The organism is Dickeya oryzae (genome assembly GCF_009372235.1).
GTDB lineage: Bacteria > Pseudomonadota > Gammaproteobacteria > Enterobacterales > Enterobacteriaceae > Dickeya > Dickeya oryzae.
The window spans coordinates 30,076-44,869 of sequence record NZ_ML762922.1 but is presented as its reverse complement, the minus strand read 5'-3'; the positions used below and the strand labels follow the sequence as shown (position 1 = coordinate 44,869).

Annotated in this window: 12 protein-coding genes and 2 tRNA genes; 11 read left to right on the top strand and 3 right to left on the bottom strand. The window is 53.8% G+C overall.

Annotated elements, in window-relative coordinates; all coding sequences use genetic code 11:
- Positions 1-402 precede the first annotated feature (402 nt).
- The 9 genes from rppH to ptrA all read left to right on the top strand — a co-directional run bounded on the left by rppH (position 403) and on the right by ptrA (position 10,277).
- The gene (gene rppH / locus FAZ14_RS07580) at positions 403-930 is read left to right on the top strand and encodes an RNA pyrophosphohydrolase (RefSeq protein ID WP_012883628.1); all 528 of its coding nucleotides are present in this window, start codon (positions 403-405) and stop codon (positions 928-930) included.
- 14 nt (positions 931-944) lie between these two features.
- Positions 945-3,191: a phosphoenolpyruvate--protein phosphotransferase gene (ptsP, locus tag FAZ14_RS07575; protein WP_038906250.1), complete on the top strand. Its 2,247-nt coding sequence runs from the start codon at positions 945-947 to the stop codon at positions 3,189-3,191.
- A gap of 223 nt (positions 3,192-3,414) precedes the next feature.
- Entirely contained in the window at positions 3,415-4,275 is an 861-nt protein-coding gene (gene lgt, locus FAZ14_RS07570; protein ID WP_038925475.1) for a prolipoprotein diacylglyceryl transferase, read from the top strand.
- Positions 4,276-4,309: 34 nt separating this feature from the next.
- The gene (thyA, locus tag FAZ14_RS07565) at positions 4,310-5,104 is read left to right on the top strand and encodes a thymidylate synthase (protein WP_016942147.1); all 795 of its coding nucleotides are present in this window, start codon (positions 4,310-4,312) and stop codon (positions 5,102-5,104) included.
- Between the two features lie 268 nt (positions 5,105-5,372).
- On the top strand, positions 5,373-5,864 hold the full coding sequence (locus tag FAZ14_RS07560) for a prepilin peptidase-dependent protein (protein WP_016942146.1): 492 nt from the start codon (positions 5,373-5,375) through the stop codon (positions 5,862-5,864).
- Positions 5,858-6,451 carry a prepilin peptidase-dependent protein gene (locus tag FAZ14_RS07555; RefSeq protein WP_153508307.1) on the top strand — a complete coding sequence of 198 codons (594 nt, stop codon included), beginning with the start codon at positions 5,858-5,860 and terminating at the stop codon, positions 6,449-6,451. The genes FAZ14_RS07560 and FAZ14_RS07555 overlap by 7 nt, the downstream gene beginning before the upstream one ends.
- A 112-nt stretch (positions 6,452-6,563) precedes the next feature.
- Positions 6,564-6,968, top strand: coding sequence for a YgdB family protein (locus FAZ14_RS07550; RefSeq protein ID WP_016942144.1), 405 nt, complete (start codon positions 6,564-6,566; stop codon positions 6,966-6,968).
- Complete coding sequence (locus tag FAZ14_RS07545; RefSeq protein ID WP_153508306.1) at positions 6,952-7,338, top strand: prepilin-type N-terminal cleavage/methylation domain-containing protein; 387 nt, start codon at positions 6,952-6,954, stop codon at positions 7,336-7,338. The genes FAZ14_RS07550 and FAZ14_RS07545 overlap by 17 nt, the downstream gene beginning before the upstream one ends.
- A gap of 41 nt (positions 7,339-7,379) precedes the next feature.
- Positions 7,380-10,277 carry a pitrilysin gene (gene ptrA, locus FAZ14_RS07540; RefSeq protein ID WP_153508305.1) on the top strand — a complete coding sequence of 966 codons (2,898 nt, stop codon included), beginning with the start codon at positions 7,380-7,382 and terminating at the stop codon, positions 10,275-10,277.
- Positions 10,278-10,375: 98 nt separating this feature from the next.
- Here the strand turns inward: ptrA and argA are convergent, their stop codons facing one another.
- Complete coding sequence (gene argA / locus FAZ14_RS07535; RefSeq protein ID WP_019844334.1) at positions 10,376-11,701, bottom strand: amino-acid N-acetyltransferase; 1,326 nt, start codon at positions 11,699-11,701, stop codon at positions 10,376-10,378.
- Positions 11,702-11,924: 223 nt separating this feature from the next.
- Here argA and amiC point away from each other — a divergent pair, with 223 nt between their 5' ends.
- On the top strand, positions 11,925-13,163 hold the full coding sequence (gene amiC, locus FAZ14_RS07530) for an N-acetylmuramoyl-L-alanine amidase AmiC (RefSeq protein ID WP_153508304.1): 1,239 nt from the start codon (positions 11,925-11,927) through the stop codon (positions 13,161-13,163).
- A 63-nt stretch (positions 13,164-13,226) separates the two neighbouring features.
- Here the strand turns inward: amiC and FAZ14_RS07525 are convergent.
- Both FAZ14_RS07525 and FAZ14_RS07520 read right to left on the bottom strand, forming a co-directional pair.
- A tRNA-Met gene (locus tag FAZ14_RS07525) sits at positions 13,227-13,303 on the bottom strand.
- Positions 13,304-13,342: 39 nt separating this feature from the next.
- Positions 13,343-13,419, bottom strand: a tRNA-Met gene (locus FAZ14_RS07520).
- 212 nt (positions 13,420-13,631) lie between these two features.
- Here FAZ14_RS07520 and mltA point away from each other — a divergent pair.
- Entirely contained in the window at positions 13,632-14,792 is a 1,161-nt protein-coding gene (gene mltA, locus FAZ14_RS07515) for a murein transglycosylase A (RefSeq protein ID WP_153508303.1), read from the top strand.
- Positions 14,793-14,794 lie beyond the last annotated feature (2 nt).

The window sequence follows — 14,794 nt, the reverse complement described above, 5'->3', positions numbered from 1 at the left end:
TGGATTCGTATTGGCTGGTGATGAGAAGTGGATGGAACGGGGAAAAGCCGCTTAATTCTTTGAAAGGGAATGGCAATTTAGCGTGCTGGATCACGCTCACATAAAAGCTGCTATGAGTTTTGCGCACTTTTTCATGATGTTCTTCACAAAGATGTCCACAGAAAAAGTGAATAAACCGACGAAATTGCCATGTGAATGTTTATAACTTCGATCCTATCTGTGGGTTACCGATGTGTTATCTAAAATCTCGTGTTAATGGCAAGGCTGCGACCCGAGCTACCGACATCTGTCGCGATTGCCGTAAACACATCAATAAAAGGGATGTAAGGCGGGAGTTTACCGTCTGTCAGGAGTGTGAAACAATCGAGTCATCTTTGCATTCTAGTTTATCGAGGTAGTCCGGTGATCGACGATGATGGCTACCGCCCGAATGTTGGTATTGTAATTTGTAATCGGCAGGGTCAGGTATTGTGGGCTCGCCGCTACGGCCAGCACTCCTGGCAGTTTCCTCAAGGGGGGATCAACCCCGGAGAAAGCGCGGAACAAGCGATGTACCGCGAACTGTTCGAGGAGGTGGGGCTGCGGAAAAAGGACGTTCGTATTCTGGCTTCCACCCGAAGCTGGTTACGCTATAAATTGCCAAAACGTTTGGTGCGTTGGGATACAAAACCGGTGTGTATCGGCCAAAAGCAAAAATGGTTTCTGCTACAGTTAATGTGTAATGAATCCGACATCAATATGCAAAGCAGCGGCACCCCGGAATTCGACGGCTGGCGTTGGGTGAGCTACTGGTATCCGGTACGCCAGGTGGTGTCGTTCAAACGGGATGTTTACCGTAAGGTGATGAAGGAGTTTGTCATCGCCGTGATGCAGCTACAGGAGAATTCGGCTACCCGAATATCATCAGGCACCAGACGAAAACGAGGATAATCCGACACATCATGATGCTCACGCGACTGCGAGAAATTATTGAAAAGGTTGCGGCCGCGGCCCGGCTGAGTGATGCGTTGGACATTCTGGTTAATGAAACCTGTCTGGCGATGGATACGGAAGTCTGTTCTATCTATCTGGCTGATCACGATCGTCAATGTTATTACCTGATGGCGACGCGCGGGTTGAAAAAGCCGCGCGGTCGTACCATTACGCTGGCGTTTGGTCAGGGGATTGTCGGCCTGGTGGGCGAGCGGGCGGAGCCTATCAATCTGGCGGATGCGCAAAGTCACCCCAGCTTCAAATTTATTCCTGCTGTCCGTGAGCAGCACTTTCGATCCTTTCTGGGTGTACCGGTTATCCACCGGCGTCAGCTGTTGGGCGTGTTGGTCGTGCAGCAGCGCGAGCACCGGCAGTTCGACAAAAACGAAGAATCATTCATGGTGACGCTGGCCACCCAGATGGCGGCCATCCTTTCCCTATCCCAAATGAAGGCGTTGTTCGGGCAATACCGCCAGACACGCATTAAAGCAATGGCTGCCTCTTCCGGCGTCGCGATTGCACCGGGCTGGCAGGACCGTAGCCAGCCGTCGTTGGAACTGGTGTTTCCGGCCTCCAGTCTCGACAGTGATCGTGAACGTTCCCGCTTGTTGGTGGCGATGGAAGAGGCAGGTGCGGAGTTTCGCCGTTTCAGCAAACGTTTTAGCGCCAGCTCGCAAAAAGAGAGTGCGGCCATCTTCGATTTCTATTCGCACTTGCTTAACGATGCCCGTCTGAAACGTGATTTGTTTCAGGAAGTGGATACCGGCAGCGTGGCTGAGTGGGCTGTTAAAGTCGTTGTCGAGCGGTTCGCGGCACAGTTTGCCAGTTTGCAGGACCCTTACCTGCGTGATCGCTCCAGTGACCTGCGGGCGTTAGGTCAGCGTCTGCTGTTTCACCTTGACGACAATGCCCAAAGCAATGGGCAGTGGCCACCGCGCTTTATTTTAGTGGCCGATGAGCTGACTGCTACGTTGCTGGCCGAAGTACCGCAGGATCGTCTGGCGGGGGTAGTGGCCTATGACGGTGCTGCCAATTCCCATGCTGCCATTCTGGTGCGGGCGATGGGTATCCCCACGTTGATGGGCGCGGATATTCAGCCTGATCTACTGCATCAGCGCCTGCTGGTGCTGGATGGGTATCGCGGTGAGTTGCTGGTGGACCCGGAGCCGGTGCTGGTGCAGGAGTATCAACGCCTGCTGAGCGAGGAGAACGAGCTCACCCGGCTGGCGGAAGACGATATGGAACGCCCGGCGGTGCTGAAAAGCGGTGAACGGGTGGATGTGATGCTCAATGCCGGTCTGAGCGCCGAGCATGAGAAACGCTTTATCAATCAGGTTGATGGCGTCGGTCTGTATCGCACCGAAATTCCGTTCATGCTGCAAAACGGCTTCCCTTCGGAAGAGGAGCAGATGACGCAGTATGAAGGCATGCTGCGGCTGTATCCGACCCGACCGGTGATGTTGCGTACGCTGGATATCGGTGCCGACAAGCAGTTGCCTTATCTGCCCATCAGTGAGGAAAACCCGTGTCTGGGCTGGCGCGGTATTCGTGTCACGCTGGATCAGCCGGAAATCTTCATGATTCAGGTTCGCGCTATGCTGCGTGCCAACGCCCACATTGGCAATTTGAGTATTTTACTGCCGATGATCAACAGTCTGGATGAGATCGATGAGGCAAAACGGTTGATCGACCGGGCGGCAGCAGAGGTGTCGGAACTGCTTGGCTTCCCGTCGCCGCGCCCGCGTATCGGCATTATGATTGAAGTGCCGTCAGTGTTATTCCTGTTGCCGCATCTGGCATCCCGTATCGATTTTGTTTCCGTCGGCACCAATGATCTGACCCAGTACTTACTGGCGGTAGATCGCAATAACCCACATGTTGGTTCGCTATACGACAGCTTGCATCCCTCAATGTTGCAGGCGCTGAACATGATAATCACCCAGTGCCATCATTATCGGCTGCCCGTGTCGGTGTGTGGCGAGATGGCCGGTGAGCCGATGGGTGCTTTGTTGCTGATTGGTCTTGGGTTCCGTACGCTGAGCATGAACGGGCGCAGCGTTGCCCGCATCAAGTATCTGCTGCGCCGCATTGGCGAGGATGAAACGCGCCAATTGGTCAATAAAGTGCTTAACGCACAAACAGCCAGTGAAGTCCGTCAGTGGGCGTCGATTTTCATTGAAGAGCGAGGATTGGGTGGTTTGATTCGTGGTGGGCGTTAAACGCAGGCCGTTTAATTTCTCTGCCCTGATTTCTCGATCCTGATTCCCTCATCCGGATGGCAGTACCCGGAAATGTTTACAGTTCTTTTATTCCCTCGTTGCCAACTGTTTCTACTGGCTATGCTATTATGCGCAACCGCAGACGGGCGATGGCTGTGCAGCCTTCTCTCGACCCCTTAATAGCCCCGAAATCAGGGACAAAGCAACAAGAATGTGGTGATCGATGACGACGAGCTATCTGGAATTTCCCAAGTTTGATCCGGTAATTTTTTCATTAGGACCGGTTTCCCTGCACTGGTATGGATTGATGTATTTGGTCGGGTTTGTCTTCGCCATGTGGCTGGCGGTGCGCCGTGCGAACAAACCGGGTAGCGGATGGCACAAAGACGAAGTAGAAAACCTGCTCTATTTCGGTTTCCTTGGCGTGTTTGTCGGCGGCCGTCTGGGTTATGTCTTGTTTTATGCCCTCCCTTTATTTCTGGATGATCCGCTCTATCTGTTCCGGGTGTGGGACGGTGGTATGTCTTTCCACGGCGGATTATTGGGTGTTATCACGGTTATGCTGTGGTTTGCGCACCGTACCAAACGTCATTTCTTCCAGGTTTCTGATTTCATCGCGCCGTTGATTCCGTTTGGTCTGGGCGCGGGTCGCCTGGGTAACTTCATCAACGGTGAGCTGTGGGGCCGAGTCACGACTGACACGCCGTGGGCGATGCTGTTTCCTGGCTCTCGCGGTGAAGACATGGCGCTGGCGGCGGGTAACCCGCAGTGGCAGGCCATTTTTAACCAATACGGTGTGTTGCCGCGTCATCCGTCGCAGTTGTATGAACTGGCGCTGGAAGGGGTGGTGCTGTTCATCATTCTGAATGTGTTTATTCGTAAACCGCGCCCGATGGGCAGCGTATCAGGGCTGTTTCTTATTGGCTACGGCTGTTTCCGTATTATTGTGGAATTCTTCCGCCAGCCGGATGCGCAGTTAGGACTGTTTAGCGGCATCAGTATGGGGCAGATTCTGTCAGTACCGATGGTGTTAGCGGGTATTCTGATGATGGTATGGGCGTACCGTCGCCAGTCAGCCCGGTAGTAATTGTTGATAAAATTATTGAGATAGAGGTGGTATGAAACAGTATCTGGAACTGATGAAAAAAGTGCTCGAAGAAGGGACTCCCAAGGATGACCGCACCGGCACGGGGACGTTATCGATTTTCGGTCATCAGATGCGTTTCAACCTGCAGGAGGGGTTCCCACTGGTGACCACTAAGCGTTGCCACCTGCGCTCGATCATCCACGAACTGTTGTGGTTTCTCAATGGCGATACCAATATCGGTTACCTGAATGACAATAACGTCACCATTTGGGATGAATGGGCGGATGAAAATGGCTCACTGGGGCCGGTTTACGGTAAGCAGTGGCGCGCCTGGGGGGCAGCAGATGGCCGTCAGATAGACCAACTCCAGACTGTGCTGAATCAACTGAAGCAGGATCCGGATTCTCGCCGCATCATCGTTTCCGCCTGGAATGTGGGTGAGCTGGATAAAATGGCGCTGGCACCGTGCCATGCTTTTTTCCAGTTCTACGTGGCTAACGGTAAACTCTCCTGCCAGTTGTATCAGCGCTCCTGCGACATCTTCCTTGGCCTGCCGTTCAACATCGCCAGTTATGCGTTGCTGGTGCACATGATGGCGCAGCAGTGCGATCTGGAGGTCGGTGATTTCGTCTGGACTGGCGGCGATACCCATCTCTATAACAACCACCTGGAGCAGACTCGCCTGCAGCTTAGCCGCGAGCCGCGTCCCTTGCCGAAGCTGGTTATCAAGCGCCGCCCGGAGTCGTTGTTTGATTATCGTTTTGAAGATTTCGACATCGAGGGATATGACCCGCACCCTGCCATCAAGGCACCGGTCGCGGTCTAAATCTTAAGCCCGCACGAATCTCACCGCCCAGAGGCGGGTACGGCCGACAATACAAAAGCGCTCTTGCTCGTGCTTTTCCTTGTTGTTGAGTCCGGTACCTTGCCGATGGGCGGTTTTTTTATCTGTCGGTGGCGATGGGGGGCCAGTTTGCGAGTGGCCGCGCATTTTCCCTGTCTGTTGCTGTTACCCTCGATACTGTTTGCGATACGTCCTGTAACTTCATGCTTCAACGCTATTCATACTGATACCGCACTTTAAAATCGCCGCTATGGACAAAACCAACCGTAGGCAGCAGGGTTTTTCCCTGCTGGAATTAATCGTGGTGATAACCATTGTGGCGTTGCTGGCAGGCGGCGGGTGGCACAGTTGGCTGTCTTACCGTCAGGCGTTGATGCTGGAACAGCATGCCCGCCACATGCTGGCGTTCATAGGCCGTATACAGGCGAATGCTTACTGGCGTAATCAGACCGACAGTCTGTGGGTCAAATCAGCACCCGGCAACTGGTGCATAGGGCGTGGTACTGAACCTGCCGTCTGCCCACCGGACGACCCTCTCATTTTTACCCGCGCTTCGCAGGATGTCGCACTGGTTGAGACAACCAGTGATCGGCTGATGTTCTACGGGCTGCGTAATGCGGCACAAGCCGGACACCTTACCGTGGGTAACCCGGCAGGACGCGTGCGCGTGGTGATTTCAGTACGTGGGCGCTTGCGCCTTTGTAGCGAATTACAGCCAGTGCAGGGGATACCACTATGCTGAGCGTATCGACCAGACGATGTGTACGTGGCTTTACCCTGCCGGAGGTGATGCTGGCGATGGCGGTGAGCAGTGTGACTATGCTGGCGGTGGCACAACTGTTGCCGTTGCTACGGGCCCAGACGCAAGACAGCGCCAGCCTGCTCCGTCTGGAGCTGGTGTTGAGGCAGACGTTGTTCGGCATCGAAAAAGATATTCGCCGTGCCGGTTTTTGTGCTGGTCGCTGTCAGGGAACGGCATTGACACTGGAAGCTGACGCCTCGAAGCAGGTGAGTTGTCTGTCGGTTGCTTACGACGTGAATCGCAATGGCCGCTTTGAAACGGCAGAGCAATCTGAGCCTGAGTTTTTCAGTTACCGTTTGCGCGCTGGCGCGCTGGAGGTTCAAACGGGCGGCCCTCGCTGTCAGGGAAACCGCTGGGAGAGGTTACTGGACCCTGGTGAGGTGACGATCACCCGTTTTGACGTCACCCGCGAAACGTCCGGTGTGCAGCCGCGCTACCGGTTATTACTGGCGGGCTACTGGACGACACGTCCCAGGCTGCGCCAGCAGGTTGAGAGTCTGGTGGCCGGGAGAAATCATGCGGGTTAGGCAATGTAGGGTTCGGCAATGGACACCACACCGGTTACATCGACCTCGCAGCCCATACAGGTCATTTGGGCACCCCTATAGACAGCAACGGGGCAGCATACTGGTGGTCGTTATGCTGGTTATGATGATAGGCATGTTGATGTTGAGTGGGTTGCAACGTCAGTTGGATCTCCAGTTGCAGCAAGGTATTGAGGAGCAGCGTTTCTGGCAGGCGTTCAATCAAGGGCTGTCGTCACTGAGCTGGGGCCTGTCGTTACGCTGGTCAGTGACTGATGAATGGCAATGTCAGACCTTGCCGCTGGCACAACTGCGGGCGTGTCTGCGTATCAATCACGATGACCGCTCCGGGTTGCTGCGAGGTGAGGGGCGAGTTCATGGCGAACGGCAACCGTTGGCGTTTTATCACCGGGTTATGATGGATGTCACCGCGGCAGAGGGTCATATCCGGCCCATTATGGGGGGCTGGTCAGATTTTTGTCCGGATACGATGGAGCAGGCCTGTGTTCCGACACAATAAAAAGCGTGGCGGCTACGTCAGTGCTGGCTTCAGTTTGCCGGAAACACTGGTGGCAATGCTGTTATTCGCGGTTTCGCTGGCAGGACTCTTGCAATATTATCAGGTACTTCAGCAATCATTATTGCATCAGATGCAACAGCGTCAGGCGTGGCGGTTGGCTCACCAGAAACTGGAGGGTGAAAACGTCGGGCCGGTTTTATCGTCGCCACTCGTTCCCGCCGGATGGGGTGTGAGCCGAACCGAACAAGCCTATCCAGCGTTTTGCCGCTGCGTAACGGTAACGGTGGTCACGCCTTATCGCTATAGAGCGGCGCTCAGTCGCTGGTTTTGTGATACCTCCAACGCTGTTGAACAACGTGGCAACCCGTAGCTTGAGATAAGAGCCTATATATAACACCTCTGGAGAGTGTAATGCGGACATTTTGTGTGTGGTTTAGCGTACTGCTGTTGTTTTTCTGGTTACCGCTCTCTCAGGCCTCGGACGGTTGGCTGCCACTGCCGCAGACGATACGAAAAAGTGAGAATGATGTAAGGCAGTATCAGGCGATACGGCTCGACAACGGGATGACGGTACTGCTGGTTTCTGATGCTCAGGCTACCCGCTCACTGGCGGCGTTAGCGTTACCGGTCGGTTCGCTGGATAACCCCTCACAGCAACCCGGTTTGGCTCATTATCTGGAACATATGTTGCTGATGGGGTCGAAACGCTATCCGCAGACCGATGGATTGGCCGAGTTTTTGAAAATGCATGGCGGCAGTCACAATGCCAGCACAGCCTCTTACCGTACGGCGTTTTACCTTGAGGTGGAGAATGACGCGTTACAACCTGCGGTTGACCGATTGGCGGATGCGATAGCAGAACCGCTACTCGACCCCATCAACGCCGATCGTGAACGTCATGCGGTTAATGCGGAATTAACCATGGCGCGTGCTCGCGACGGGTTGCGTATGGCGCAGGTAGGGGCGGAAACCATCAACCCGGCACATCCAGGCTCCCGCTTCGCAGGCGGCAATCTGGAAACCCTGAGTGATAAGCCCGGTAGTAAGCTGCATGATGAACTGGTCGCGTTCTACCAGCGTTATTACTCCGCCAATCTGATGAAAGGTGTGATTTATGGCAAGCAGCCGTTGCCAGCGCTGGCGACTATGGCGACCTCGACATTTGGGCGGATTGCGAATCATCAGGCGAGTGTGCCGCCGATTACCACACCAGTAGTCACGGATGAGCAACGCGGGCTGTTTATTCACTATGTTCCGGCGCAACCCCGCAAGCAGTTAAAAATTGAGTTTCGGGTTGATAACAACAGCCCGGCGTTTCGCAGTAAAACGGATACCTACATCAGTTATCTGATCGGTAATCGTAGTCAAAATACGCTTTCTGACTGGTTGCAGAAGCAGGGATTGGCTGAGTCCATTCGTGCCAGCGCTGATCCAATGTCCGAGCGTAACAGCGGTGTATTCAATATCAGTGTCGATTTGACTGACAAGGGACTGGAACAGCAGGATGATGTGATCGCCGCCGTATTCAGCTATCTGGATAAACTGCGCAACGAAGGCATTCAGTCGCGTTACTTCGATGAGATCTCGCGGGTGCTCAACATTGACTTTCGCTACCCCTCCTTGAACCGTGATATGGGGTATGTGGAATGGCTGGTCGATACCATGTTGCGTCTGCCGGTGGAGTACACCCTTGAAGGGCCTTATCTGGCTGATCGCTTTGATCCTGATGCTATCAAGAGTCGGTTGTCGGGCATGACGCCACCGAATGCCCGCATTTGGGTGATAAGCCCGAAACAACCCCATGACAAAGAAGCCTATTTTGTCGGCGCACCTTATCAGGTGGATAAAATCGGTGACGCCAGAATGACGAAGTGGCAGAAAATGGCCCAGTCGTTGGTGCTTAGCTTACCGACGCCTAATCCCTATATCCCGGATGATTTTTCACTGATCACGGCTGATGCGGCGATTACGCACCCCAGAAAAGTGGTCGATCAGCCGGGGTTACGCGTGTTTTACATGCCAAGTCGCCATTTCGCCAGCGAACCCAAAGCCGATATTACCGTGATGTTGCGCAACCGCATGGCGAATGATTCTGCCCGCCACCAAGTGCTGTTCGCCTTGAACGATTATCTGGCAGGTATCGCGCTGGATGCGCTCAGTTATCAGGCTTCAGTTGGCGGTATCAGCTTTTCGACCAGCAGTAATGACGGGTTGGTGATGACAGCCAGCGGCTATACTCAACACCTGCCAGAATTATTGCTCACACTGGTTGAGCAGTATGCCAGTTTCAACGCGACGCAAGAGCAACTGGAACAGGCGAAATCCTGGTACGCCGAGCAGCTCGACGCCAGCGAGAAGGCTAAAGCTTATGAACAGGCGATGTTCCCCATTCAGGGGTTATCGAGCGTACCGTATAGCGAGCGAAGTGAACGACGCAATTTGCTCAAGGACATCACGTTGCAGGAGCTGATGGAATACCGTAAGGCGTTGCTGCAGCAGGCGACACCAGAAATGCTGGTGGTGGGTAATCTGGCTCAGGATCACGTGGTCAGCCTGTCGTATAGCCTGCATGAGCGCCTGGGATGCGTGGGGACGCAGTGGTGGCGTGGGCAAGCTGTCAGCATTAGTCAGTCACAAAAGGCCATGTTGCAACGTGCTGGCAGCAGCACCGATTCAGCGCTGGCGGCGGTCTATATTCCGGCGGGGTATGGCGAGGTTCAAAGTGCGGCATACAGCAAGCTGCTTGGGCAGATTATTCACCCCTGGTTCTTTAATCAATTGCGGACTGATGAGCAATTGGGATATGCCGTGTTTGCCACACCGGTTTCGATTGACCGGCAGTGGGGGATTGCGTTCCTGTTGCAAAGCAATAACAAGCAACCGGCTTACCTTTACCAGCGTTATCAGGACTTTTTTGGCAAGGCTGAGCAGCGGTTGAACGCAATGAACGCCGAGACTTTTACCCAGAATAAGCAGGGGCTTATCAATGTGCTCAGCCAGCCGCCTCAGACGTTGGATGAAGAAGCCGCCCGCTTGCGTGGCGATCTCGACCGGGAGAACTTTGCCTTCGATACTCGCCAGCAGTTGATCGGACAGCTGGCGTCCATCTCATTGGCACAATTAACGGACTTTTTCCGACAGGCGCTGCATCCGCAAGGGTTGGCCATTCTGTCCCAGATTTCCGGGAGTGCGAGTGGGCATGTTGACTATGCCCGGCCATCGGAGTGGCAGTTCTATGCCTCAACGTCCGCGTTACAACAGACGTTACCACTAAAGCCCACTGAGCAAAAACAGACGGAAACGCAGTAGAACCCGTAAGGGCGCATTGAGAGGTAACGCGTGGTGATGGGCCACGCGTTATGAGTTTGTGAGCAATGACGTGATGAGTATTGCTTTAACTGATCTGCTTACAGGTCGATGACCAGGATCTTGGAGCGGCGCTGGTAGTTGTAAAGCTCCTGCTTGCGTTTTGGCAACACCTCCACTTCCGCTGGCTGGAAACCCCGTTCCTGGAACCAGTGAATGCTGTGGGTGGTCAATACAAACAAGCGTTTTAACCCTTGCTGGCGTGCTTGCACGGAGATGTGATGCAGCAACTGATCGCCACGCGATGAATTGCGGTATTCCGGGTGGACCGCCACGCAGGCCATTTCACCGATACTCTCCTCTGGAAACGGATAGAGTGCGGCACAGGCAATGGTCAGATTGTCGCGGACCACAACGGTGAATTTGTCGATCTCCATTTCCAATTGCTCGCGAGAGCGGCGCACCAGAATACCCTGTTGTTCCAGTGGGCGAATTAGCTCCAGAATCCCACCGATATCGTTGATGGTTGCCCGGCGGATTTGCTCGGCGCTTTCCATCACGATTTGGGTACCGATGCCGTCACGGGAGAACAGTTCCTGCAGCAACGCGCCATCTTCCTGATAGCTTATCAAATGGCTGCGGCGCACTCCGCTGCGGCAGGCTTTCACCGCTCCGCGCAGGAAGCGCACGACTTCGGAGTTGTAGTCGCCCGCGTCTTCCAGTGACTGAATGCGCAGTTGGGCTTCGTCGGGCAGCAACTCCGATACGATGTTGCCTTCGACATTCGTGACCCCCTGAGAGGCACAAAAGCCAATCATCTTCTCGGCTTTGAGCTTGATAGCCAACTGGGTGGCGACTTCTTCTGAGGTCAGATTGAAACTTTCGCCAGTGACGGAAACCGCTACCGGTCCCAGCAACACGATGGCACCGCTGTCCAACTGACGATGTAACGCTTCTTCGTCAATGCGGCGGATGCGTCCGCTGTGGCAGTAATCTACGCCATCATCCACCCCAAGAGGCTGGGCGATGATAAAGTTACCACTGACCACATTGATGTGTGCACCCTGCAACGGCGTGTTCAGCAGACTCATCGACAGCCGTGCGGTGATATCCAGTTGCAGCATACCGGCTGCCTGTTTCACCAGTTCCAGCGTAGTGCTATCCGTTACACGGGTGTGCTTGTGGTAGCGAGGTTCATAGTGATGGGCCATCAGATTCGCATCTATCTGGGGGCGTGCGCCATAAACCACCACCAGCTTGATACCCAGACTGTGTAACAGGCCGATATCATTAACAATTTTGGTAAAGTTTTCGTGTTCGATGGCCTCGCCGCCGAGCATGATGACAAACGTTTTACCACGATGTGCGTTGATGTAAGGAACTGAGTGGCGGAAGCCTTGAACCAGTTCTGTACTACGTTCCTTCACTGCGAGCCCTCTTGAATTTTTATTCGATATTTTCGTATTTTTATTCCTTGTAAACTAAAAGGCAAGCGATAACTTTTCGGTCTGACCTCATAGTTTAACGAAGCCAATCTGACACAGTAAAAAACATGAAAATGATTTTTGCATGACAGCGTGAGAGGTATTGGTTAAAGTTTTTGACGTTTTTCTCAATCTGTCTGATTTTTATAGTCATTAGCGGAGCCGCATGTCTGATCCGAAGCACCATCTGACCCGTCGTCATTTATTGCAGGGCGCCGCCGCCACCTGGTTATTGAGTATCAGTGGCGTGGGGCTTGCCGCTACCTCGCAGGTGATTGCTGTGCGAGTGTGGCCTTCTTCAGCGTATAGCCGGGTGACGCTGGAATCCAGCCAGCCGCTCAAGTACCGGCAATTTATGCTGGAACACCCTGACCGGCTGGTCGTCGATATTGAAAATGCTTCGCTAAACAGTGTGCTGAAAAATGCGGGTCGACAATTCGAGCGGCCAGATCCCTTCATCAAGACAGCACGGGCCGGGCAATTCGATAAAAATACCGTGCGTCTGGTGCTGGAGTTGCGCCAGAAGGTTAACCCCAAGCTGTTTACGCTGGCCCCGGTCGCGGGCTTTCGGCATCGTCTGGTCATGGATTTGTATCCCGCAGCTGGGCGTTATGATAATGCGGAGGATCCGCTACTGGCCTTGCTGGAGGATTACAATAAAGGTGATCTGGAGCGGACGCTGCCACCAGAAAGGCCTAACGATGGTAAGGGCGGGCGTGAAAGGCCGCTGGTTATTATGCTGGATCCAGGACACGGCGGCGAAGACCCCGGCGCTATCGGTAAAAACCGAACCCGTGAAAAAGATGTGGTGCTGCAAATTGCCAGGCGCCTGAAGGCGCTGATTGAGCGCGAACGCAACATGAAAGTCTATATGACCCGCAATGAGGACGTGTTCATTCCGCTTAAGGTCCGGGTTGCCAAAGCACGTAAACAGCGTGCCGATTTGTTTGTCTCTATTCATGCCGATGCCTTTACTAATCGCTCAGCTCGCGGTTCTTCCGTGTTTGCGTTGTCTAAAAAAGGTGCGACCAGTTCAGCGGCGCGCTATCTGGCACAAACGCAGAATGAATCGGATTTGATAGGGGGCGTGAGTCTCAGTGGTGATCACTATTTAGATAGTACGATGTTTGATATGGTGCAAACCGCGACCATTAACGACAGCCTGAAGTTTGGTAAGGAGATTTTGCACCGGCTGGGGACCTTTAATCATCTGCATAAGAACAGCGTCGATCAGGCCGGTTTTGCGGTGCTGAAAGCGCCGGATATTCCATCCGTATTGGTGGAAACAGCATTCATCAGTAATCTGGAGGAGGAGCGTAAGCTGCGGACCAGCCGTTTTCAGCAGCAAATAGCACAATCAATTATGGATGGGATAAAGGCTTATTTTGCAGCGCAGGCGCGTTAAGCGTGTGACGAAAATACGCTGAACGACAGACATAAAAAAACACCCATCAGGGTGTCTGTTTATTGGTTGCGGGGGCCGGATTTGAACCGACGACCTTCGGGTTATGAGCCCGACGAGCTACCAGGCTGCTCCACCCCGCGTCCGTCTTCTTTCTTTTGATATGATGCTGGTACATCAATTGGTTGCGGGGGCCGGATTTGAACCGACGACCTTCGGGTTATGAGCCCGACGAGCTACCAGGCTGCTCCACCCCGCGTCCGTGGATGCGCACTATACTCCGCGTTCGATTCGATGCAACCTCTTTTTTCAAATAGTTTACGTTTTCACAGACAGGTGGTGAAAATCTCGTCATGGTGTTTCTTTTTTAGGCTGATGTGGCACGTTTTGTCATGATGCGTTTTATTACCTCCGTCTGTTTGCTATCGTTTTGCGTGGTTTCACATTCAAGAAAACAAGAGAGCACGGAAAATGAAAGGATGGTGGGGGAAATACGTGTTGACCGGTGTGGTCATCGCGATTCTGGCTGGCTGCCAGACCCGGCCCAGCGATCGCGGTCAACAGTATAAAGATGGGCGTCTTGATCAACCGCTGGAGTGGGTAAATACGCCGAATACCCATGGCAAACCGGTGAATGCAGGCGATTTTTCTCAGCAGGTTAGCCAGATCCAGGCCTCCTCTCCCGGCCTCTATTCCCGTAACAGTGATATTTTTCAGTCTGTCCAAAACTGGCTCCAGTCTGGTGGTGACACGCGCCAACTAGCGCAGTTCGGTCTCAATGCCTGGCAGATGGAAGGTGTCGACAGTTTCGGTAACGTGCAATTTACCGGGTATTACACCCCGGTGGTGCAGGCGCGTCGCTACCGTCAGGGTGAGTTCCGATTCCCGCTGTATGCCATGCCGCGTGTGCGTAAAAACGGCCGTTTACCGGACCGTGCCGCCATTTATTCCGGCGTATTGAGCAACGAACTGGCTATCGCCTGGACCAATTCGCTGATGGACAACTTCATGATGGAAGTGCAGGGCAGCGGCTATGTTGATTTTGGTGATGGTGGTCCTTTGACCTTTTTTGGTTACGCCGGCAAAAACGGCCATGCTTACCGTAGTATCGGCAAGATATTGATTGACCGAGGCGAAGTCCCCCGAGAAGAAATGTCGATGCAGGCAATTCGGCAGTGGGCCGATCGGCACTCCGAGGCGGAAGTACGAGACCTGCTGGTGCAGAATCCTTCTTTTGTGTTCTTTAAATCTATGGCATCAATGCCCGTGAAAGGGGCGAGCGCGGTACCGCTGGTAGCGCGAGCTTCGGTCGCGTCTGACCGTTCATTAATACCGGCGGGTACCACATTGCTGGCGGAAGTCCCGTTGCTGGACGCACAAGGCAAGTTTACCGGTAAGTATGAGATGCGCCTGATGGTAGCGCTGGATGTGGGAGGCGCGATTAAAGGACAGCACTTCGACATCTATCAGGGGATCGGCCCGGAAGCGGGTCATGCCGCCGGGTTTTACAACCATTATGGCCGGGTGTGGGTGCTGAAAAACGCGCAATCTTCCTCTGCCATGCCGTTGCTCAGTGCAGGTAACAACGCCGCCATTCATGTTGGCGGGTTGATGAGCAGCAATCCAAATTAACC